Genomic DNA, 21,343 nt, shown 5'->3' on the forward strand with positions numbered 1-21,343 from the left:
TCGTACCGTCTGGGACGGCCGCGCCCTGGCCGGCGATCGTCGGCCAGGGCGCGGGGGCGCCGCCGCCCGCCCGCGCCACGCGACGCGGACGGCGGCGACTTGGTGGTCGTGCGTGCCGTCGATGCCCGGTCGTCCGGGACGGTCAGGTGATGGTGAAGGGTTGAGCGTTGGAGGTACCGCCGCAGGTGTGGACCGTGATGGTCCCGGCGCCGACCGCGAGTCCACCGGGCACGGTGGCGACGAGCTGGGTGCCACTGATGGGCGTGAAGACCGCCGTGGCGGTGGCGGCGGCGCTGTCGGTGAAGGTGACGGTGTCGACGTTGACGAAGCCGGTTCCGGTGATGGTGACGAGGTCGCCCGCCGTGCCGGTCGCGGGAGCCACCGTGGTGATGGCCGGCGCGAGGTAGTAGTCGACCAGGGTGGTGCCCGAAGGGCTGGTGCCGCCGGCGGTGGTGATGGTCACCGGTTGGGTCGACACGGTGCCGACCTGGCCCGGGTTGGCCGGTGCGGTGAAGGTGACCTGGCCGGGCTGGGTGGGGGTGACCGCGACGTTGCCGACGCTGCCCACCCCGACCTGTGACCCGGTCAGGAAGTTGGTGCCGAACAGCGTCACCGCGCCACCGGTGGCGGCCGGAACGCAGGTGACGCTCAGCGCCGTGGTCGTCGGCGAGGGGATGACGAAGAACGGCAGGGCGTTGCTGGTGGCGCCGGTGTTGCTGGTGACGCTGACGGAGACCTGTCCGGAGCACGGCGCCGAACTGGGCACGACGAAGGTGACCTGGGTGGCCGTGACGGAGGCCGGAGTGACCGCCGAGGTACCGAAGTTCACCCTGGTGGTGGCGCCCAAGGCGGTGCCGTTGACCTGGACGGTGTCCCCGGGCTTGCCTTGGTTGGTGGTGGTCGTCGTATCCACCAGTGACGTGATGGTTGCCATGATCGTTCTCCTTCGGTCGTGCCGCTCTGCCGGGGGTGCGCGCGGAGAGCGAGCCGATGGCTGACGAAGCCCGCGACCGTATGGCACGGTCCGGTGGGCGGGAGGACGCGTGAAGACCCGTTGCCTCGGGGCCGGCACCTGGTGCGGGTCGTCCGATGGGAAGCGACTCGGCGCTATAGCACGGGGCGCCGTCAATCTCGCTGTCATTGATTAAAGCGATTGGGCGAAGGACGCGACAGGTGCAATTGGTGCATTACGGTATTCATATGTAAGTACGGTTAAAAGCCCCTTGCGTGGCGGTATCTGCCGTTGCGCGCTCCCCGGACGGAAAAAGGGCGGGCGGACGGCGTCAGCCGTCCACCCGCCCGCCGTACGCGCGGCGCCGGTGCGGTGCCCTGCGCGACGGTCCTACGCGGCGGCCTCCTCGGGCCCCGCGCCCTCCTGCTCCGCCTCGACCTGCTGGTTCCACTCCCGCTTCGACGCCTGCCAGCCGTCCTCGTCATGGCCGCGCCGCCAGTAGCCGGAGATGGACAGCCACTCGCGCGGGATCTGGCGCTCGAGGCGCAGATGGCGACGGATCTCCTTCACGAAGCCCGCCTCGCCGTGGACGAAGGCGTGCACCTGCCCGGGCGGGAACTCCAGCCCCCGCACGGCCGCCACCAGCGCCTCGCCGACCGGCGCGGCGCCCCGGTGCAGCCAGCTCACCTGGACCCCTTCGGGGGCGGTGACCTTGAGCTCCTCCGTCTCGTCCGCCACCTCGATGAACACGTGCACCGGCACCTCGGGCGCGCCACCCGCCCGGCTGTCGGTGAGCCGCTCCAGCGCCGTGGCGATCGCGGGCAGCGCGCTCTCGTCCCCCGCGAGCAGATGCCAGTCGGCCTCGGCGCTCGGGGCGTAGGCGCCGCCCGGCCCCATGAAGTGGATCTCCTCGCCGGGCCGGACCCGGGCGGCCCACGGCCCGGCCAGCCCTTCGTCACCATGGGTCACGAAGTCCACCGTCAGCTCGCGGGCGGCCGGATCCCACGCGCGCACCGTGTACGTCCGCGTGACCGGCCACTGCTCACGCGGGAACTCGGCACGGATCCGCTCCAGGTCGAACGGCTCGGGGTAGACGGCGCCCCCGGTCGGGAAGAGCAGCTTGATGTAGTGATCGGTCCACTCGCCCGCATGGAAGTCCGCGAGGCCGTCGCCGCCCAGGACGACCCGCACCATGTGCGGGGTCAGCCGGTCGGTGCGCACCACCTGTGCGCGATGCGGCGTGCGCGTCTTACGGGCCGGACGGTCCGCCATGGCGACCTCCCTGATCAACAAGAGTTAGGTTTACCTAACCTAACAGCTCATTCCTCAAGAGTGGACAGCAGTCTGCGCAAAGATCCGCCCAATCCCCAGCGCTCCGCCAGCGCCGCCACCGCTCCAGGGTCGCGCGGCGACCGCGGCAGCGCCGGGTCGAAGGCGGGGAGCGCCACGTCCGAGGCGACCCGCACCACCTTCGGGGCGACCTCGACATACGCCCGCGCCTCGGCCAGCCGCTTGCGCTGGGTGGGGGTCAGCTTGGCGGCGGGGTCGTCGACGGCGGCCATGATCCCGGCCAGGTCGCCATGGGCGGCCAGCAGCTTGGCGGCGGTCTTCTCGCCGACGCCGGGCACCCCCGGCAGCCCGTCGCTGGGGTCGCCGCGCAGCAGCGCCAGCTCCGCGTACCCCCGGCCGGTCACCCCGTACTTCTCGCGCACATAGGACTCGTCGACGAGCTGGAGGGTGCCCACGCCCTTGACGGGGTAGAGCACCCGAACCTCGCGCTCGTCGTCCACCAGCTGGAACAGATCGCGGTCGCCGGTGACGATGTCGACCGGGCCGGCCGCCCGGCCCGTGAGCGTGCCGATCACATCGTCGGCCTCGTAGCCCGCGGCGCCGACCCGGGCGATGCCGATCGCGTCCAGCACCTCGTCGATCACCGGGACCTGCGGGGAGAGGGTGTCCGGCACCTCCTCCTGGTCCACCCCGGCCCCCTCCGGGGCCTCCTCGGCCACCCGGTGGGCCTTGTACGTGGGGATCAGGGCGACCCGCCAGGCCGGGCGCCAGTCGAAGTCCATGCAGGCCACCAGGTCGTCCGGGCGGTGGTCCTGGACGAGCCGGGCGATGAAGTCCAGGAGCCCGCGCACGGCGTTCACCGGCGTGCCGTCGGGGGCCCGGACCGAGTCCGGGACCCCGAAATAGGCTCGGAAGTAGAGAGAGGCGGTGTCGAGGAGCATCAGGCGTCGCGTCACGATCCCGACTATGCACTACCCCACTGACACCGGTCCCGAGGATAATGTGAAGTGGATCACCGTTTGGTTTACGCCAAATCGATCGGGGCAGGCGCGCCCCCGGAGCGAACCCGTTCAGTGATTCAACTTTTGCGGCGGTCAGCGGTCCGATGCCGTACCGCTCCACGACCCGCCGGCGGGGGTGGCGGGTCGCTTTTTGGTGCGATCTGAGAGGTACATGTGGCCAAATTGCGAGCCGAACACCTGTACAAGGTGTTCGGCAGACGACCCGATGAGGCGGTGGCGCAGCTGGAAGGCGGCGTGGACCGCGAGGAGCTCCGGGCGAACGGTACGACCGCGGCGGTCGTCGATGCCTCCTTCGCCGTCGAGGCGGGCCAGATCTTCGTCGTCATGGGTCTGTCCGGATCCGGCAAGTCCACCCTGCTGCGGATGCTGAACGGGCTGCTGGAGCCGACCGCCGGGCGCGTGCTCTTCGACGACGACGACCTGACCGCGCTCACCCCCAAGGGTTTGCGCGAGGTCCGGTCCCGCAAGATCAGCATGGTCTTCCAGCACTTCGCCCTCTTCCCGCACCGCAGCGTGCTGGAGAACGCCGCCTACGGCCTCGAGGTGCAGGGCGTGCCGCGCGAGGAGCGCGTCCGGCGCGCCACCGAGGCGCTGGAGCTGGTGGGCCTGGCCGGCTGGGAGAAGTCCTGGCCCGATGAGCTCTCCGGCGGTATGCAGCAGCGCGTCGGCCTCGCCCGGGCCCTGGCCACCGACGCCGACATGCTGCTGATGGACGAGTCCTTCAGCGCGCTGGACCCGCTGATCCGCCGCGATATGCAGGACCAGCTGCTCCAGCTCCAGAAGCGGCTCAAGAAGACCATCGTCTTCATCACCCACGACCTGAACGAGGCCATGCGGCTCGGCGACCGCATCGCCGTGATGCGCGACGGCCGGATCGTCCAGATCGGCACCGCCGAGGACATCCTGGTGACCCCCGCCAACGACTACGTCGCCTCCTTCACTCAGGACGTCGACCGCAGCCGCGTGCTCACTGCCGGCGCGATCATGGCCGAGCCGAGCGAGGCGCTGGGCACCACGACCGACGACGGCACCACGCTCCGTACCGAGCAGGACGTGCTCGCGGCCGCCCCCGCCACCGTCACCGAGAGCACCCCGATCATCGAGCTGTTCCAGCCGTGTTCGCGCAGCGGGGTCGCGGTCGCCGTCACCGACGACGACGGTGCGCTCACCGGCGTCGTCACCCGAGCCCGGCTGCTCGCCGTCCTCGGCGAGCCGGACCCCGGGCCCGACGGGGCCGAACCGGCGGCCGGTGAGGCACCGGACGCGCCCGAGACCACCAAGAAGGTGATCACCGGTGCCTAGGCTTGAGCTCGGCAGCTGGATCAACTCCGGCGTCAACTGGCTCCGAGACAATCTGAGCTGGCTCTTCGACTTCATCTCCAGCGTCGTCCAGGGCATGTACGACGGGCTGAACACCGTGCTCAGCGGCCCCGAGCCGCTGCTGCTCGCGGGCATCCTGGCGCTGCTCGCCTGGTGGCTGCGCGGGCTGCTGCCCGCCGTGCTCGCCTTCCTGGGATTCGCCCTCATCGACTCGATCGAGTTGTGGGGCGAGGCGATGAACACCCTCGCACTGGTGCTGGTCGCCGGTGTGATCACCATCGTGTTCGCGGTGCCGCTCGGCATCTGGGCCTCGCGCAACCGCGCGGTGAGCGCCGTGATCCGTCCGGTGCTGGACTTCATGCAGACGATGCCCGCCTTCGTCTATCTGATCCCGGGCATCTTCTTCTTCGGCCTCGGGGTGGTCCCCGGTGTCGTCGCCACCGTCATCTTCTCGATGCCTCCGGGCGTCCGCATGACGGAACTGGGCATCCGGCAGGTGGACGCGGAGCTGGTCGAGGCGGCCGACGCCTTCGGCACCCATCCGCGCCGCACCCTGCTGCGCGTCCAGCTCCCGCTGGCCCTGCCCACCATCATGGCGGGCGTCAACCAGGTGATCATGCTGGCGCTGTCCATGGTCGTCATCGCCGGTATGGTCGGCGCCGAGGGCCTGGGCTCCACCGTCTTCCAGGCGATCAGCTCCGTCGACGTGGCCATGGGCTTCGAGGGCGGTATCGCGGTGGTCATCCTGGCCATGTACCTGGACCGGATGACCAGCGCGCTCAATCAGCGCGTTTCCCCGCTGGCCCGCCGTGCGCTGGCCAAGCAGAACGCCAAGGCGCTCAGCGGCTTCAAGGTGCTGCACTGGCGCCCCGCGACCTCCGTCGCCATGGTCGGCGTCGTCATCCTGGCGCTGGTCGCCGGCGGTATGAGCATGTTCGGCGGCGGCGGCGAGGGCCCCAAGGTCTCCGCCGACGTCGGCAAGGGCCAGAAGGTCAACATCGGCTACATCAACTGGGACGAGGGCGTCGCCTCCACCTTCCTGTGGAAGGAACTCCTGGAGCAGCGCGGCTTCAAACCCAAGGTCCAGTCGTACGACGTCGGCGCGCTGTACACCGGTATGGCCGCGGGCAACATCGACTTCGAGACGGACTCCTGGCTGCCCACCACCCACGCCGCGTACTGGTCGAAGTACAAGAGCAAGCTGGAGAACCTCGGCTCCTGGTACGGCCCCACCTCCCTGGAGGTCGCGGTCCCCTCGTACGTCAAGGGGGTCAAGACCCTGGAGGACCTCGAGAAGAAGTCCAGCACCTTCAACAAGAAGATCGTCGGCATCGAGCCCGGTGCCGGTGAGATGAAGCTGATGCAGGACAAGGTCATGCCGGGCTATGGGCTGAACAAGAACTTCAGCCTGGTCAAGGGCTCCACCGCGGCCATGCTCTCCCAGCTGGACCGCTCCTACTCCAAGAAGGAGCCGATCGCGGTCACCCTGTGGTCCCCGCACTGGGCGTACGACAAGTACAAGCTCACCAAGCTGAAGGACCCCAAGGGCGCCTTCGGTAAGGGCGACCACATCGACTCCCTCGCGCGCAAGGGCTTCTCCAAGGAGAACCCGCAGGTCGCCAAGTGGCTCAAGAACTTCAAGCTGGACGAGAAGCAGCTCACCAGCCTGGAGTCGGCCATCCAGGACGCCGGTAAGGGCAAGGAGCAGCAGGGCGTGCGCGCCTGGCTGAAGCAGAACCCGGGCGTGGCCAACAAGCTCGCCCCGGTGCCGGGCGGCGCCGACCAGAAGGGCAAGGACGCGGGCGCCGCGCCGATGATCGGCTACTTCCCGTGGGACGAGGACATCGCCACCACTTACCTGTGGAAGAACGTCCTCGAGCGGCGCGGCTACAAGCCGGAGATCAAGCAGTACGACGTCGGCTCGATGTTCACCGGGATGAGCACCGGACAGGTCGACGTCGAGTTCGACGGCTGGCTACCGGTCGCCCAGAAACAGTACTGGGACAAATACAAGAAGAACCTGGTCGACGTCGGGTCGTGGTACGACAAGACCTCCCTGGAGCTCGCGGTGCCGTCCTACGTCAAGGACGTGAAATCGCTCGCCGACCTCAAGGGGAAGGGTGACACCTTCGACGGCAAGATCGTCGGTATCGAGCCCGGAACCGGCGAGATGAAGCTCCTGAAGGGCAAGGTGCTCAAGGAGTACGGCCTGGACAAGGAGTACAAGGTCAGTGACGGCTCCTCGCCGGCGATGCTGGCCCAGCTGGAGCGGTCGTACGCCAAGAAGGAGCCGGTGGCCGTGGTCCTGTGGACCCCGCACTGGGCCTACAGCAAGTACAAGCTGACCAAGCTCGCCGACCCGAAGAAGGCGTTCGGGGCCAGCAACCAGCTCCACACCCTGGCCAACAAGTCCTTCCCGAAGAAGTTCCCCGAGTTCAACGGGTGGCTGAAGAAGTGGCACATGACCGAGAAGGAGCTGGCGACCCTGGAGCAGGCCGTCCAGGACGCCGGTAAGGGCAACGAGGAGAAGGGCGTCCAGAAGTGGATTGACGCCCACCCCGGCATCGTCGACAAGATGGCGCCGGTGGCTTCCTGACCCACCGCCAGGTGGTCCGTTGACCCACCGCACGCACCACGCACACCGCGGCCCGGAGCACCCGCTCCGGGCCGCGGTTACTTCCTTTCCAGAACGGTCCGCCGCCCACTCCTGACCTCAGGCGATGCCGACGCACCGGCGCGTCGCCTCCTCCCCGCGCCCACTCGGGGGAGAGGCCGGTACGGGATCGGCGGCTTCAGCGACAAGCTGTTCACGATGGTCGGGCCGCTGTCGTGGGGCCCGATACGCCTCGTCGCGCCGTACGGTGGAGCGATGAGCCCTCCCACCCCCGTACGGCGCGTGGTGTCCCTCGTGCCCTCGCTCACCGAGGCCGTCGCCGCCACCGCGCCGGAGCTGCTCGCCGGGGCGACCGACTGGTGCACCCATCCGCCCGGCCTCACCGCGGAGCGGATCGGCGGCACCAAGAACCCCGACACCGCCCGGATCGCCGCCCTCGCCCCCGATCTGGTGATCGCCAACGAGGAGGAGAACCGCCCCTCCGACCTCGCCGCGCTGCGCGCCGCCGGGCTCGACGTCCTGGTGACCGAAGTGCGCACCCTGGAGCAGGCGTTCACCGAGCTGGAGCGGGTCCTGGTGCGCGGCTGCGGGCTGGCCCGGCCCGGCTGGCTGGACGAGGCCGAGGCCGCCTGGGCGGAGGTACGGGCCGGTGGCCCGGTGCGGCACGCCGTCGTACCGGTGTGGCGGCGTCCGTGGATGGTGCTGGGCCGGGACACCTTCGCCGGTGACGTCCTGGCCCGGCTGGGCGTACGGCACCTCTACAGCGCGCATCCCGAGCGCTATCCCCGGATCCCGATCCAGGAGCTGACGGCGCGGGAGGCGGATCTGGTGGTGCTGCCCGACGAGCCGTACCGCTTCACGGCGGATGACGGCCCCGAGGCGTTCCCCGGCCTCCCGGCGGCCCTGGTCAGCGGCCGTCACCTCACCTGGTACGGCCCCTCGCTGGCGGAGGCGCCCGCCGTCCTTACGGCCGCGCTCTCGGCGGCGCGCTGACCGTATGAGGGCCGAGGGAGGACCCTCAGGCCCGTGCGTAGTCGGAGAGGGCCGGTTCGAGCAGGGCGAACGCCCGGGTGGCCTCCGGTTCGAGGACCGCGGCGATCTCCGGGTCGGTCCGCCCCGCGAGCGTGAGGTCCTGGACCCGGCGGAACAGGACGCGATGCACCCCGGCGAGCAGGGACGCGGCCGTGCGCGGGGTGATGTCGCCGGGGGAGGCGCCGGTCGCCTCGGCGAGGGCGGCGGCCAGGGCCTCCTCGCGCCGGTCGTGCAGTCCGCGCAGACAGGCCGAGAGGGTGGGGCTCTCCGCGATCATGCGGATGAAGTCCGGCCCGGCGAAACCGGCGACCGGATCCTGCGCGGCGACGGCGGAGAGCGCGGCGCGCCGCAGCGCCGCGAGGGCGGATTCGCCGGGCTCCCGGGCGGCGACGGTGCGGGCCAGGCCGGTGACGAACTCGTCCTGGTGGTCGAGGGCCAGATCCTCCTTGCGCGGGAAGTAGTTGGTCACCGTCTTCTTGGCCACGCGCGCGGCATCGGCGATCTCGGCGATGGTGGTGCGCTCGAAGCCCTGTGCCATGAAGAGCTCGGTCGCCCGGTCCGAGATCAGCTGCCGCGTCTCACGCTTCTTGACCTCGCGCAGACCGGTGGCCGACCCGCCTGACGGGGCGGGGTCCGATGTGGTGCTCGGCTCGATACCCATGAGCGCAATCTTACCCTCGTAGTAAATTTACGTTGACACTCGCTGGCGGACGACCCTAACTTTACGCCCGTCGTAAATTTCTCGACGAGGAGCCGGAGGAGTTGATCCCGCCCACCCTCGCGAGGCCGGATCACCCCACCGAACACCTTTACCGGAACACGCTCACCGGAACACCTTCGACGGAGGACCGTTGCTGAACGTCATCGCCGTTCCCATGGCGCCCGAGGCGGCCCGAGCGGTCCACGACCGCCCCGACGCGCTGATCGCCGCCCCGCTGCCGGAGGACGCCGAGGTGCGGGGCGACTGGGTCCGCGCGCCCGGTGCCCGCGGCGGCGCGGTGATCTACGTGCACGGCGGCGGGTTCGCCCACTCCATGCCCGAGGCCGAGCGGGTGATGGCCTATCGGCTGTCGAGGGCGACCGGATGCCCCGCCCTGCGGGTGGACTACCGGCTGGCGCCCGAACACCCCTATCCCGCGGCGCTCGAGGACGTGCTGTCCGCCTGGCGACGTGTGCTGGACGAGGGCGTGCCCGCCGCCGAGGTCGTTCTCGCCGGGGAGTCGGCCGGCGCCACGCTGGTGCTCTCCGCCCTGCTGGAGATCCAGCGGACCGGCGGTCCGCGGCCCGGTGCCGCGATCGCGGTCTCACCCGTCACCGACTTCGCCCTTACGGGTGCGTCGATCGCCGCCAACGACGGTAAGGACGTACTGAGCCGGGCCGCGCTCGGCTCCATAAGCGCCCAGTACCTGGCCGGGGCGCCCGCCGACCGGGCCCCGCAGTCGCCGCTGTACGGGGATCCGCGCGGACTGCCGCCGCTGCTGATCGCCGTGGGCGCGGACGAGGCGCTCCTGGACGACGCCCGTCGCTTCGCCGAGGCGGCGGCCGCCGCCGGGGTGAGCGTGCGCCTGGAGGAGTACCAGGGCATGCCGCACGCCTTCCATCTGTCCGAGCCGGGCGAGGTGCTGCTGGACCGGATCGGCCGGTGGCTCGCCGACCCGGTCCGCGCCTTCACCGTCAGCGACCCGGACGCGGGCCCCTATGCGCTCACCGGCGGCCCCGACGGCGCCCTGTGGTTCACATTGGTCCACCAGGGTGCGATCGGCCGCAGGGACGCCGACGGCCGGATCACCGTCCACTCCGTCGGAGCCAAGCCGACGATGATCGCGCAAGGGCCCGATGGCGCCCTGTGGTTCAGCGAGTACGGCACCCACCGCATCGGCCGGATCGCGGTGGACGGCACGGCCTCCTCCTTCGCCCCGCAGACCGCCGACGGCGGGCCGTACGGCATCGCCGCGGGCCCGGACGGGGCCGTATGGTTCACGCTGTCGGCCGCCGACCGCATCGGGCGGATCACCATGGACGGCGACATCACCGAATACGCCGCGCCCGGCGCCTTCCCGTCCGCCATCGCGGCGGGGCCCGACGGCGCCATGTGGTTCACCCTCAACCAGGGCAACGCCATCGGCCGGATCACCATGGACGGCCGGACGACCGCCCACCCCCTGCCGACCGAGGCCGCCGCGCCGGTGGGCCTCGCCCAAGGGCCGGACGGCGCCCTGTGGTTCACCGAGATCGGCGCGGGGCAGATCGGCCGCATCACGGTCGACGGCACCGTCACCGAGTACCCGCTGCCCGACCGTCAGGCCCGGCCGCACGCCATCACCGGCGGCCCGGACGGGGCGCTGTGGTTCACCGAATGGGGCCGCGGCGGGGTCGGACGCATCACCACCGACGGCCGGATCACGGCGTACGACCTGCCCCGAGCCGACTGCGAACCACACGGCATCGCCGCGCACGCCGGCGCGCTGTGGTGCGCCCTGGAGACGGGAGCCCTGGCCAGGATCGACGTCCCCCGTTGACCTTTGCTCCCCTGGCTCGGCACGCCCTCGGCGGGCACGCGGGCCGCGGACCCGGTGTGAGCACGAGGCCGAGCGGACCGGGAGATTGGGGCGGGACCCGATCGAGGCGAGTCGGGCCGGGGACCGGGCAGGCCGGGGACCGGGTGGTCCGGGGACCGGGTGGGGCAGGAGTCCGAAACCCCCGCCCCATCCCCCATCACCCTCAGCCGTCCACCGCGCAGCAGGAGTCGCGCCGCAGCAGCCGCCCCACCTCCAGCCACTCATCCGCCGACTTCCCGTGCGGTGCCGCCGCGGCACCGGCCCTGGGGAAGGACTCGACCAGCTCGCGCTGCTCGTACGGCACCCCGCCCCGCAGCACCGACACCGTCCGTACCAGCGTGTCGAAGTCCGTGAAGGGATCGCCGTCCACGACCGTCAGGTCCGCCAGCTTCCCGGCCTCCAGGGTCCCCAGGTCGCGGTCGGCGCCGAAGGCCCGCGCCGGGAGGACGGTCGCCGTGCGCAGCGCCTCCTCCGGCGACAGCCCGAACCGGTGGAGGGCGCGCAGCGCCATGTGCAGATGGAGGCCCACCGGCACCAGCGGCTGGTCCGTCCCCAGGGCCACCACCCCGCCCCCGGCGAGGATCCGCCGGTAGACCCCGATCTCTGTGCGCAGCGTGGCCAGTTGGTCCGAGGTCGGGGGCGTCCCGGCGAGCTGCCGTACGAGCGCGGTGTCCCACGGCGGCATCAGCCGGGTGACCCGCTCGTCCTCCGCCAGTGAGGGATCCGCGCCGACCAGGGGCGAGGCCGTGAACGGCGTGGCGATGAGCCGGAAGTCGGAGGTCGCGGTGTAGATCTCCGCCACGTCCTGCTGGGAGTGTCCGGTCGCCGTCGTGGCGTGGCCGTACTCAAGCCGCTGAGTGGCCTGCAGATGCGTCGTCAGGTCCTGTCCGAGCTGTATGCCGGGTGAGCACAGGTGGCTGCCGGTGCGCACGCCGAGCCGCTCATGCGCGAACCGCGCCGCCTCCTCCATGATCCAACCCGGTGCGCGGACGTACGTCTTGACGAAGTCCCAGTCGAGCGCGGCACCGCGCGCCAGGGAACGCCGCAGACCATCGCGGGTGCGGTGCGCCCGGCCCATGCTGTACGCGACGCGCGGCCCGTCCAGCAGCTCGCCGGTGGCCAGCAGCCGCGGCCCGGCCAGGGCGCCCGCCGCGACGGCCTCCCTGAGGCGCGCCTGCTCATAGGCGAACCCGCCGAGGGAGACCGCGGTGGTGATGCCGTAGGCGAGCTGCAGGGTGGTCTGACGGCCGCCATAGGTGTACTGCCAGGGGTGGGTATGGGCGTCCCACAGCCCGGGGATCACGGTGCGGCCGGAGGCATCGACGCGCCGCTTCGCGGGCCGCCCGGCCCGGTGCGCCTCCACGGCCGCGATGCGTCCGCCGCGCACCACGATGTCCACGTCCTCGCGGACCGTGCCGCCCTTACGGCCGTCACGGCCGGCGCCGCCCTCGCCGCCGGTGCCGTCCCAGAACCGCCCGGCGTGGACGACGGTGTCCGCGGGGCGCGGCCGCCGGTGGTCCAGCGGGATACGGACCGTCCGGGCGGTGCCGCGCTTGACGTCCAGCAGCCGCAGCCGGCCCGCCGACAGATACAGGACGCTGAGGGAGTCCCCGGACCAGGAGGGGTGGTCGGCGGCCTCGTCGGTCAGCCGGCGCGGCGCGCCGTCGGGGGTGCCATCCGCCCTTACGGGCAGCAGCCACAGGGCGGACTCGACGATGAGCGCCATATGGCGGCCATCGGGGGACCAGACCGGTCCGGAGTCATAGCGGTCGGAGAGGGAGGTGTGCGGGGCGACGGCGTGCTGCCTGGCCGCACCCGTGCTGATGTCGATCACCCGGATCAGGTTGTAGCCCTCGCGGAACCGCTGGTTCAGCCGATTGCGATCGCACAGGGCCACATAGCGCCCGTCGGGCGACCAGCTCGGCCGGCCGGGCAGCCCTCCGGCGCCCATCGGCGCGGCGAGCACCCGTTCCGTACCGGCCTCGAGATCGCGCAGGACCAGGTTTCCCGACATGTCGACACTGGCGAGCCGCTTGCCGTCGGGGGAGAGCGCCGGATGCACCCGGCCGCCGGATGCCAGCACGGTCTCCTCGCCCGAGGCCAGGTCCCGGCGGCGCACGGCCAGCAGCCCGTCGCGGTCGTCGGCGTACACCAGGGCGCGCCCGTCGGGCGTCCAGGTGGGAGCCAGCAGATACCGGGTGGGGGCCGCCCGTACGACCCGGCGCGGGGCCCGGCCGCCGGAGACATCGGCGACCCAGAGGGAGTTGAGGGCGGCGAAGGCCACCTTACGGCCGTCGGGAGAGAGCGCGGGCAGGTGCAGCCCACGCACCGGCCGCACCCCGCCACCGTCGAAGTCGTACCGCTTGACGCGATACCGGGGCCGGTCGACGGGGAGGGTGGCGGAGAAGGGGATCTCCTCGTACGCAAGCGCCTTACGGTCGCGGGCGGTGCTCTCATCGGCAGCCTCTCCGTCGGCGCCGGACCGCGTCGCCGAGGACACCCGGAACACCCGGAACCGCCCGTCCACGGTGAGCAGCAGCTCATCCCGCGACACCCAACGGGGCGGCACGGGCTGCACATCGCCCGCGACCGCCACCGGCTCCCCGTCCACGACCAGCGTGCAGGAGGCGGCGGGAGCGGCCGTGGTGCGCAGATAGGCGAGGTGGCCGCCCGCCGACACGGACGGCGCCATCACCTGGGCGTCGGCGGTGGGATCGGTGTGCTCGACCGTGACCGGTCCGGTGCCGTCGGCCCGTACGGAGGCCACCGTACGGGCGCTCAGCGTCGTCCCGGCGAGCGCTCCGCGCACGAACAGCACCCGCTCGCCGTCCGCTGACCAGGTGGGGTCGAAGTCCTCCCAGGCCCCGCCCTGGAGCGGCCCGTCCTGGCCGTCCACCCCCGTGAGCCGGGTGAGCTCACCGCTGGCCACCTCCAGCACCCAGATCCGGTACGGGCTGCCCGCCACGGGATCGCCGCCGCGCTCGGAGGCGAAGGCGATCCGGGTGCCGTCGGGCGACCAGGCCGGTCCGCGGTCGTCCCACGGACCGTCCGTTCGCTGCCGCAAACCGGAGCCGTCGGGGCGCAGCGTCCAGATATGGAATCCGCCACCCCGGTAGGCGCAGACGGCCAGCAGCTTCCCGTCGGGGGAGTACACCGGCCGGGTGGGCTCCAGATCGGCCGGTGTGAGCGCGACGGCCTCGCCGCCCTTACGGGCGACCGACCACAGGACGTTCTGGACCTCGGCGATCAGGCGGTCGCCGGACGGGGAGAGGGTCGCGGCGCCGTTGGTGGCGGCGGTGAAGGAGAGCGAGCCGGCCCGGGCCGGTGCGGCGGCGGCCGAATCGAGGGGCAGGGTGGCCGCGGTGGCGGCGGCGGTGCCCACGGCGGCGGCCTGCAGGAAGCGCCGCCGCGACAGGGCGAAAACATCTGCCGAGGCGGGGGAGGCGGAAGCGTCCGCCGAATCAGGGGAGTTGGGCGAACCGGAAGAGCGGTCCGAGCCGTGAGAGCTGACGGAACCCGAAATGCCGGTCGAGTCAGTGCGGTTGGGGGAGCTGGTGGAGAGCGAAGCGTCGTGCGAGTCCAACGGTCCTCCTGGAGCAGGGGAGTTGCATGGATCGGCAGTCGATACGCGGTACCAAGCCCTTGATCGTTACACACCCCGCGCCCCGGAGGACAGGACCCCGTCGATGCCCTTGGCTTGCGGGCCCGGCGCAGGGAGAGTGGGCTGCGATTCGCACTAGATCGATTCGCATCCAGATCGATTCGCACCAGATCGATTCGAGTCAGGAGATGAGACGGCATGCCCGACGGCGGCATCACTCACCGCACCGACCATCTGCCCATGCCCGACGGTGTGCGGGTCGTGACCTACAGCTGGCTGCCGGAGAACGGCGCCGTGCGCGCGATCGTCCAGATCGCCCACGGCGCCGCGGAACACGCCCGGCGCTACGACCGGTTCGCCCGCTTCCTCGCCGCCCACGGCTATGCGGTGGTCGCCTCGGACCACCGTGGCCACGGAGCCACCGCCGAGTCGACGGGCGGCTTCGGCGTCGTGGGCGAGGAGGGCGACGGCTGGCGGGCGATCGTCTCGGACCTGCGCGCCATCGGCGACCGCGCGCGGGCCGCGCACCCCCGTGCGCCCCTGGTCCTGCTCGGCCACAGCATGGGCTCGATGCTGGCCCGGGACTGCGCCCAGGAGTACGGCGGGGAGCTGGCCGGGCTGATCCTCTCCGGCACCTTCCGCTCACTGCCGGGGACCGAGACCGAGGAGGCGCTGGCGGGCATCGCCCAGGAGGTCGCGGAAGGGGGCCGGAACGCACGGTCCACCTTCACCCCGACCCTCTTCGCCTCGTTCAACGACCCGTACGAGCACCTTCAGGACCGGACGGGCTTCGAGTGGCTCTCGCGCGACGCGGCGGAGGTGGCCGCGTACGCGCGGGACGAGCGCTGCGGCTTCGCGTTCAGCGCCGGGCTGTCCCAGGACTGGGTCCGTGGCGTCCGTAAGATCAACGACCCGCGCCACCAGGCCCGTATCCCGGCCGCGCTGCCGGTGCATGTGGCGGTGGGCACCGAGGACCCCTGCAACCAGGGGATGACGCTCGTCTACGAACTCCTGGAGGACTTCCGCTACGGCGGTACGCGGGAGCTGACCTGGAAGGGATACCAGGGGGCCCGGCACGAGATCCTCAACGAGACCAACCGGGACGAGGTCCAGCAGGACCTGCTGGCCTGGCTCGGAAAACACCTCTGATCCACGGGCCGAACCACCCCCTCACCGCAGGAAGGCGGAGATCCGCTCGCGCAACGCCACCGGGTCCAGCCCCCGCCCCGCGAGATGCTCGTCGATCGTGCCGTAGCGGCGCAGCTCGCGCCGGGGAATGCCCAGGCCGAGCACCCGATGCGGGCGATCGGCGAGCGCGTCGTTCACGGCGGCGGTCGAGGTGCCCGCGAGATAGGGCTCGACAAGCACGACATCGCCCACCCCGCCGATCGCCGCACGCACCGCCGGCTCATCGAAGGGCCGCACCGTCGTGGCGTAGAGCACGGTGACGTCCAGCCCCTCGACGGCCGTAAGGACGCCATCGAGCATCGGTCCGACCGCGATCACCACACCGCGGCGCCCCTCCCTTACGGTCAGGAAGCGGCCGGGGACGATGTCCCGCGGGACGGAGTTGGAGTGCGCCGACAGCCGTACGTACACCGGGTCGTCACCGGCCGCGGCCGCGTCCCGCAGCAGGGTCTCGGCCTCGTCCGGATGGCCGGGCACATGGACGGTCCAGCCGTCGAGCGTGTCCAGCAGGGCCACATCGCCGGGCGCCATATGGGTGTAGCCGCCCGCCGGCCAGTCGTACGAACCGGCCGCGCTCACCAGCACCCCGCCCACGCCCTGATGCCCGAAGTCCAGCTTGACCTGCTCAAAGGGCCGCTCGACCAGAAAGCTGGCGAAGGTGTGCAGAATCGGCCGCATCCCGGTCAGGGCCAGTCCGCCGCCGACGCCGATCAGCAGCTGCTCGCGGATGCCGACATTGATCACCCGGTCGGGATGCGCCCGGGCCGCGTCCGTGAAGCCGTCCTTACCGATCTCCGCCAGCACGACGGCCAGCCGGGGATCGTCCTCCAGAAGACGGGAGGCGACGGAGGCGAAACGCTCACGCATGGTGTCCATGAGAACAGTCCCTCTCACACTGGAATCGCGTCAGACCTTGGCCTCGACCCGGGCCACCACGGCATACGGCCGCCCCGGGTGCGGCGCGGTGTACGCCTCGTACAGCGCCTGGTGATCACGCCCGTCCACGGTCGCCGTGGACCACCCCGCGGCCTCGAAGCGCGCGGCGATGCCCCCCGGCCGCCCATGGCTGGCGGAGGCGTTGTCGACGACGACCGCATGCAACCGCTCCAGCCCCACGGCCCCGGCGTACGCGATCGCCTCGTGGTTACTGCCCTCGTCCAGCTCGGCATCACCAATGAGCACCCACACCGCCGCCTCCGAGAGCCCCTGCGCCCGCAACCCGAGCGCACTCCCCACGGCCAACGGCAGCCCATGCCCGAGCGACCCACTGCTGATCTCGGCCCCCGGCACCAGCATCCGATCCGGATGGTGCCCCAGCGGCGAGTCATACGCCCCGAACCCCGCCAGCAACGACTCGGGAAAGAACCCCTTGGCGGCAAGCACGGCGTAGTACGCCATCGGCCCGTGCCCCTTGGACAGCAAAAACCGATCCCGCTCCGGCGCATCCACAGCCCCCGCCGAAACCCGCAGCACACGGTCGTAAAGCACCCAGACCACGTCCAGCGTCGAGGTAGCAGCCGGCCCGTGCTTCTCGTCCCCGGTCATCAGGCTCATCAGCCGAGGAAGATCGTCGTACCCATAAGCGGTGTGAACGTCGGTGAAGGTCATACCGCGAGCGTGCAACTTAAACCAAACTTCAAGTCAAGCCCCCGCTCGCCCGGCACCGCTCACCACCCCTCGTGACGGTGCGCAATGACCCGGCCCCGCCACGTGAACACCCCAGCTGGTCCCGCCGGACTCCCGATCCAACCCGGGGGTGGCAGCGACCACCCCCTGAAGTGCGGTATTGTTCTTCATGCGCGGTCGGCGAGGGAAAGTCCAAGCCGAACGAGCACCGGGACGTGGCGCAGCTTGGTAGCGCACTTGACTGGGGGTCAAGGGGTCGCAGGTTCAAATCCTGTCGTCCCGACCAGCGTTTTCGCAGGTCGGAGGCCGTTTTCTCAGAGATGGGAAGGCGGCCTTTTTCGTGTTGCTGAGGCCGGTGGTCGCAGTGTGGTCGCGGTCGCTCGTTGGGGTCGGGATGCGGTGGGTGAAGTAGCGGTGGTTGTGGGGGAGTAGGTCCGTTTCGCGGGGCGGTGGGGTCGGTTTCGGTGGTCGCGGTGTGGTCGCGGTCGCGGCCGGTGTGGCCAGTGGTGGCGGGTGCCGCCGGTGTGGCCGGTGTCGGCTTTGGTGAGTGCTGTGTCGATGGCTTCTACGGCGTCGCGGGCGGCTTTCCGGGTGAGGTGGGAGTAGATGTTGGCGGTGGTGGAGAGGGTGGAGTGCCGCAGGGTCTTGGAGACGGTGAGGAGGGGGATGCCTGCGGTGATGGGGACGGTCGCGGCTACGTGGCGCAGGTCGTGCAGGGTGATGATGGGGACTTTGGCCTGGGCCGCGAGTCGTTTGAAGTGGTCCAGGAGTGTCTGCGGTCGCAGTGGTTGACCGTCGGGTCGGCTGAACACCAGGCCGGAGAACGGATCGTCGGGGTGGGGTGTGGCAGGGCCGGGTGGGGTTTGGTGTTGGAGGGCGGTTGCGACGCGTGGGGAGATGGCGACCCAGTTTTTGCTGCTGCGGGTTTTGGGGGTGGTGATGACGAGGCGGCTGTTGTTGATGGTGGAGAGGGTGTAGCGGACGTAGAGGACTTGTTCGTCGAGGTGGACGTCGGTCCAGTGGAGGCCGAGGGCTTCGCCTTTGCGCATGCCGGTGCCGATGAGGACTTCGACGAAATCGGCCATCAGGGGGTCGGCGTGGTGGCAGTGGCGCAGGAATCGGGCGGCTTCCTCGGGTGTCCAGATGGTGCGCTCGGCAGCTGGTGGGCGGGGGAGGACGGAGGGCTTTGCGGGGTTGTGGGCGAGGCGGCGCTGGCGGACGGCGTCGCCGAGTGCGCTGGAGAGTGTGGCGAGGCAGCGGTGGACGGTGACGCGGCCGCGGCCGGTGGCGAGCTGAGCGCGGGCGAAACCGGCGATATGGCGATAGCCGAGATCGTCGAGTCTGAGTGTGCCGAGTGCTGGGATGAGGTCGTGGGTGACGTAGTCGCGGTAGCGGACCAGGGTGGTCGGCTTGAGGGTGAGGGCTTTGGCTTCGAGCCAGGTGGTGAGGTAGTCGGCCACGGTCTGGTTCGGATCGGGGTTGAAGCCGCCCGCTTCGCCCTCGAGCATTCGCCGCAGCGCGGATCGGGTGGCGTCCTCGGTTGGGAAGCCGCCGCGGCGGATGGTGGTGCGTTTGCCGGCGGGTGCGGGCAGGTCCAAGGCGAAGGTCCAGGTGCCGTGATCATGATCGTCGGCGAGCTTGGGGCAGCGCATACCGAGCTGGCGATGCTGGGCATCCCGGCAGCCGCAGCGCCGGTAGACACGGCCTCGGTCGGCAGAGGAGCGCATGGTGATCGCCTCCCGTATGTGGAGCAAAAGTGCCGACACATCCAGTTTGGACCTGGTGAGCTCACATATGCGACCACCTGGCCCTGCAGAACATCGTCTGACCTGCGGGTGATCCCTTGGCATGGTGACAAGTGTGCACCGTGCATGTGCAAGGCCGATGCTTTGAAAAAGTGTGCCAAGCGGAGCGCAAAGCCGACTGGACCCACCGTGCCCTCGGCCGCCTCTCAGGCCCACGCCTCGCGGCAGGCTCGGACCGGGAACCACCTGGTCACGGGCCTCCCGCTGTTCCCGGGCCCTGAGACTGTGTTCTATGTGGTGAGGCGGGTGGGGCTTCAACATGGGCTGGTTAGCCTCACCGAGGGATGATCAAATCGGTGAACTGCCCCGCAGATGGCATCCGACCGCGGTTGAAGACGACCGCGACAAACAGCACCACCACCGGCAGCAAAGGCACGAGTGCAGCCTCGGGCAACCCGAGGACGGCCGCACAAGCCATGACCAGCACGACGACGAGCCCCACCACGACCATCCGCAATCGTTCCCTCGGCGCGGCCGGATCCACACCGACGAGTTGATCTGCGTCGAGAAGGTCGTCAATGCGGCCCTCGGCGTAGCGTTCGGCGATTGTCAGCAGCATCACGATGAGGTCTTCAAGGGCGCGGCCCGGCTCGGAGTCCTGCCGCGCTTCGACCCTTCGTAGCGCGCCTACCACCAGTGCGGCACGGGCCTTGAACTGCCGCTCGCTGTGCCGTCTAGCTCTGGCGCGGCGGGTGCGATGAGCCCTCCAGATGACTTGCTCAACCGGTTCCACGGAAACTCGCGGGATGCGGCAGTCCGGCTGGGTTTCCTCCCAGCGTCGGAGAACTGTGGTGCACTGAGCTGCGACCGTCAGCAGTGCAACGACAGGCCAGCAACGCCGGTACTCCATTCGTGCACTCTCCTTGTCCGGGTACCCAGCGAGGACCTCCAGGTCATAGGCGGCATGCGTCGCGACGCTGCCGGATCTGGTCAGGTTCGTGCGCTTCACGAGCAGCACTTCGGCGACGAAGAACAGGGCGACGGCCAGGAGTTTCGCCACTTTGCCGATCGCGCCAAAGCCCCAGGTCCGCACCGACATCGGCACAGCGACAATGCTGCTGAGCAGTGTCTGCACCACGCCAGGCTGCGGTCCCGGATCTGCGCTCAACCGCAGATGCTCCCAGTCGGCCATGTCCTCGACGTTCACCAAGACAAACAGCAGCAAGAGAAAGCGGAGTGTCTTGATCGGCATGGCCACGGGTAGAGCGCGCCACCATCGCATGACATACAGAGGGGCCAATCCGTGGCCGTCGACCCGGTCTCGTATTCGAGGCGGCGGCAGCAGCATCTGAGTCAGAAGCGGGGCAGCTCGACGCGCCCCCGAGGCGACGCGCAGTCGCTCGAAGTTCTCCAAAGACCGCAACGACCAGCGCCTAACCGGGCCAGTGGTGAGGAACAGAGCGATCGCGACCCCGAGCACCAGCTCGATACCCACGACGAGATAACCGATTAACACATCGACAGTCTCACGTACCCTACCGACAGCAACGCCCAGAACGCGATGAATCGACGACGGATCAGTCGCTGCCGCGCCGGGAATCGAGGGAGAAGACCCTGCCGCCGCGTGAGGCGATGCGGTCGCGCTATGGCCTCGTTATCGTGGCGCAGAGCGGTGATGACGGGGCGGGGGCGTTCATCAGGACCACGTCGCCGATCGGGCGGGCCTCCAGGAGACGTATCCGTGCGGTGGAGCCGTTCGGGAAGTCGGCTGGCCCCAGGAACTTGGGCGCATTGGCTTGGCCGATGAGCAGCGGGGCGTCGGCGGGGTTCTGGGCCATGAGCTGGGTGTGGATCGTGCCGCCGCCCTCCACCATGAGTCGGCCGGTGCCGCGGCGGCCGAGCTCATCGAGAACCAGGCACCAGTCGAGATCCTGACCGGTGCTGACCACGTCGGCTAGATCCCCGAGCGTGATGCATACCTTGTCGGCCGCGGAGTCCACGGTAAAGACCAGCTTGTCGCCGCCGTAGTGCCAGGATTTGAGGTCTGCCGAGAGGCCACCGGACGCGGTGACCGTGTAACCTTCAGCGGGTATTCGGACTTGCTTCGTCAGCGGCCTCGGCCAGGACCTTGACGCCGTGGTAGCAGGGCTCAGCCTGCGCTACAGCTCCGGCGCCGTCGAAGGCCACAAAACGAGATCAAGGTGCTCAAGCGGCAGATGTTCGGCCGCGTCAACTTCGACTTGCTCCGCAAGCAGGTCCTCCTCGCGGCGCGAGGCCGTTCATGATCGCGCTTGTGGTGACCCTCCGTGGCTCCGGCGCTGAAAGTGATCCAGAACCCGAATCGTGACCCGCTTCCGACGCTTGGGTTCTAACGCTTGTCGCAACGTTCCTTGAT

15 protein-coding genes, 1 tRNA gene and 2 pseudogenes are annotated in these 21,343 nt (G+C 70.3%); 8 read left to right on the forward strand and 10 right to left on the reverse strand.

What is annotated here, in order from left to right:
* Positions 1 to 142: 142 nt before the first annotated feature.
* The 3 genes from ACZ6TD_RS36990 to ACZ6TD_RS37000 all read right to left on the reverse strand — a co-directional run bounded on the left by ACZ6TD_RS36990 (position 143) and on the right by ACZ6TD_RS37000 (position 3,183).
* Entirely contained in the window at positions 143 to 934 is a 792-nt protein-coding gene (locus ACZ6TD_RS36990; RefSeq protein WP_471345085.1) for an IPT/TIG domain-containing protein, read from the reverse strand.
* Positions 935 to 1,342: 408 nt separating this feature from the next.
* The gene (locus ACZ6TD_RS36995) at positions 1,343 to 2,224 is read right to left on the reverse strand and encodes a siderophore-interacting protein (protein ID WP_471345088.1); all 882 of its coding nucleotides are present in this window, start codon (positions 2,222 to 2,224) and stop codon (positions 1,343 to 1,345) included.
* 47 nt (positions 2,225 to 2,271) lie between these two features.
* Positions 2,272 to 3,183 carry a 5'-3' exonuclease gene (locus ACZ6TD_RS37000; RefSeq protein WP_471358382.1) on the reverse strand — a complete coding sequence of 304 codons (912 nt, stop codon included), beginning with the start codon at positions 3,181 to 3,183 and terminating at the stop codon, positions 2,272 to 2,274.
* Positions 3,184 to 3,417: 234 nt separating this feature from the next.
* Here ACZ6TD_RS37000 and ACZ6TD_RS37005 point away from each other — a divergent pair, with 234 nt between their 5' ends.
* The 3 genes from ACZ6TD_RS37005 to ACZ6TD_RS37015 all read left to right on the forward strand — a co-directional run bounded on the left by ACZ6TD_RS37005 (position 3,418) and on the right by ACZ6TD_RS37015 (position 8,191).
* A complete protein-coding gene (locus ACZ6TD_RS37005) occupies positions 3,418 to 4,566 on the forward strand; it encodes a quaternary amine ABC transporter ATP-binding protein (protein ID WP_471345090.1) in 1,149 nt (382 codons plus the stop codon).
* The gene (locus ACZ6TD_RS37010; protein WP_471345092.1) at positions 4,559 to 7,180 is read left to right on the forward strand and encodes an ABC transporter permease/substrate binding protein; all 2,622 of its coding nucleotides are present in this window, start codon (positions 4,559 to 4,561) and stop codon (positions 7,178 to 7,180) included. The genes ACZ6TD_RS37005 and ACZ6TD_RS37010 overlap by 8 nt, the downstream gene beginning before the upstream one ends.
* Before the next feature lie 273 nt (positions 7,181 to 7,453).
* Complete coding sequence (locus ACZ6TD_RS37015; RefSeq protein WP_471345094.1) at positions 7,454 to 8,191, forward strand: helical backbone metal receptor; 738 nt, start codon at positions 7,454 to 7,456, stop codon at positions 8,189 to 8,191.
* A 25-nt stretch (positions 8,192 to 8,216) separates the two neighbouring features.
* Here the strand turns inward: ACZ6TD_RS37015 and ACZ6TD_RS37020 are convergent, their stop codons facing one another.
* Positions 8,217 to 8,891: a TetR/AcrR family transcriptional regulator gene (locus ACZ6TD_RS37020; protein WP_471345096.1), complete on the reverse strand. Its 675-nt coding sequence runs from the start codon at positions 8,889 to 8,891 to the stop codon at positions 8,217 to 8,219.
* A gap of 394 nt (positions 8,892 to 9,285) precedes the next feature.
* Here ACZ6TD_RS37020 and ACZ6TD_RS37025 point away from each other — a divergent pair.
* A pseudogene (locus tag ACZ6TD_RS37025) lies at positions 9,286 to 9,771 on the forward strand (alpha/beta hydrolase fold domain-containing protein); the annotation flags it as partial.
* A gap of 81 nt (positions 9,772 to 9,852) precedes the next feature.
* A complete protein-coding gene (locus tag ACZ6TD_RS37030; protein WP_471358384.1) occupies positions 9,853 to 10,749 on the forward strand; it encodes a Vgb family protein in 897 nt (298 codons plus the stop codon).
* Positions 10,750 to 10,951: 202 nt separating this feature from the next.
* Here the strand turns inward: ACZ6TD_RS37030 and ACZ6TD_RS37035 are convergent, their stop codons facing one another.
* Positions 10,952 to 14,203, reverse strand: coding sequence for an amidohydrolase family protein (locus ACZ6TD_RS37035; RefSeq protein WP_471358387.1), 3,252 nt, complete (start codon positions 14,201 to 14,203; stop codon positions 10,952 to 10,954).
* A 384-nt stretch (positions 14,204 to 14,587) separates the two neighbouring features.
* Here ACZ6TD_RS37035 and ACZ6TD_RS37040 point away from each other — a divergent pair, with 384 nt between their 5' ends.
* Positions 14,588 to 15,538, forward strand: a complete 951-nt coding sequence (locus ACZ6TD_RS37040; RefSeq protein ID WP_471345097.1) for an alpha/beta fold hydrolase — start codon at positions 14,588 to 14,590, stop codon at positions 15,536 to 15,538.
* Between the two features lie 21 nt (positions 15,539 to 15,559).
* On the opposite strand, the gene ACZ6TD_RS37045 is transcribed toward ACZ6TD_RS37040, so the two are convergent.
* Both ACZ6TD_RS37045 and ACZ6TD_RS37050 read right to left on the reverse strand, forming a co-directional pair.
* Positions 15,560 to 16,453 (reverse strand): transketolase family protein, encoded by an 894-nt coding sequence (locus tag ACZ6TD_RS37045; protein ID WP_471345099.1) that lies wholly within the window; start codon positions 16,451 to 16,453, stop codon positions 15,560 to 15,562.
* Positions 16,454 to 16,483: 30 nt separating this feature from the next.
* Positions 16,484 to 17,185, reverse strand: a complete 702-nt coding sequence (locus ACZ6TD_RS37050) for a transketolase (protein WP_471345101.1) — start codon at positions 17,183 to 17,185, stop codon at positions 16,484 to 16,486.
* Positions 17,186 to 17,412: 227 nt separating this feature from the next.
* Here ACZ6TD_RS37050 and ACZ6TD_RS37055 point away from each other — a divergent pair.
* Positions 17,413 to 17,489 (forward strand) — tRNA-Pro (locus tag ACZ6TD_RS37055).
* 28 nt (positions 17,490 to 17,517) lie between these two features.
* Here the strand turns inward: ACZ6TD_RS37055 and ACZ6TD_RS37060 are convergent.
* The 3 genes from ACZ6TD_RS37060 to ACZ6TD_RS37070 all read right to left on the reverse strand — a co-directional run bounded on the left by ACZ6TD_RS37060 (position 17,518) and on the right by ACZ6TD_RS37070 (position 20,897).
* The gene (locus ACZ6TD_RS37060; protein ID WP_471345103.1) at positions 17,518 to 18,930 is read right to left on the reverse strand and encodes a tyrosine-type recombinase/integrase; all 1,413 of its coding nucleotides are present in this window, start codon (positions 18,928 to 18,930) and stop codon (positions 17,518 to 17,520) included.
* 352 nt (positions 18,931 to 19,282) lie between these two features.
* Positions 19,283 to 20,443: a hypothetical protein gene (locus ACZ6TD_RS37065; RefSeq protein ID WP_471345105.1), complete on the reverse strand. Its 1,161-nt coding sequence runs from the start codon at positions 20,441 to 20,443 to the stop codon at positions 19,283 to 19,285.
* Positions 20,444 to 20,591: 148 nt separating this feature from the next.
* Positions 20,592 to 20,897: a dihydrofolate reductase family protein gene (locus ACZ6TD_RS37070; RefSeq protein WP_471345107.1), complete on the reverse strand. Its 306-nt coding sequence runs from the start codon at positions 20,895 to 20,897 to the stop codon at positions 20,592 to 20,594.
* 154 nt (positions 20,898 to 21,051) lie between these two features.
* Between ACZ6TD_RS37070 and ACZ6TD_RS37075 the strand changes: the two are divergent.
* A pseudogene (locus ACZ6TD_RS37075) lies at positions 21,052 to 21,233 on the forward strand (ISL3 family transposase); the annotation flags it as partial.
* Positions 21,234 to 21,343: the final 110 nt, after the last annotated feature.

The sequence above is a fragment of the Streptomyces yongxingensis genome, assembly GCF_055597465.1.

Excerpts from the sequence above, each read along its gene's own strand:
- ACZ6TD_RS37020 (WP_471345096.1), bottom strand. The coding sequence starts at position 8,891 with ATGGGTATCGAGCCGAGCACCACATCGGACCCCGCCCCGTCAGGCGGG.
- ACZ6TD_RS37060 (WP_471345103.1), bottom strand. The coding sequence starts at position 18,930 with ATGCGCTCCTCTGCCGACCGAGGCCGTGTCTACCGGCGCTGCGGCTGC.
- ACZ6TD_RS37000 (WP_471358382.1), bottom strand. The coding sequence starts at position 3,183 with ATGCTCCTCGACACCGCCTCTCTCTACTTCCGAGCCTATTTCGGGGTC.
- ACZ6TD_RS37015 (WP_471345094.1), top strand. The coding sequence starts at position 7,454 with ATGAGCCCTCCCACCCCCGTACGGCGCGTGGTGTCCCTCGTGCCCTCG.
- ACZ6TD_RS37045 (WP_471345099.1), bottom strand. The coding sequence starts at position 16,453 with ATGGACACCATGCGTGAGCGTTTCGCCTCCGTCGCCTCCCGTCTTCTG.
- ACZ6TD_RS37040 (WP_471345097.1), top strand. The coding sequence starts at position 14,588 with ATGCCCGACGGCGGCATCACTCACCGCACCGACCATCTGCCCATGCCC.
- ACZ6TD_RS36995 (WP_471345088.1), bottom strand. The coding sequence starts at position 2,224 with ATGGCGGACCGTCCGGCCCGTAAGACGCGCACGCCGCATCGCGCACAG.
- ACZ6TD_RS36990 (WP_471345085.1), bottom strand. The coding sequence starts at position 934 with ATGGCAACCATCACGTCACTGGTGGATACGACGACCACCACCAACCAA.
- ACZ6TD_RS37050 (WP_471345101.1), bottom strand. The coding sequence starts at position 17,185 with ATGACCTTCACCGACGTTCACACCGCTTATGGGTACGACGATCTTCCT.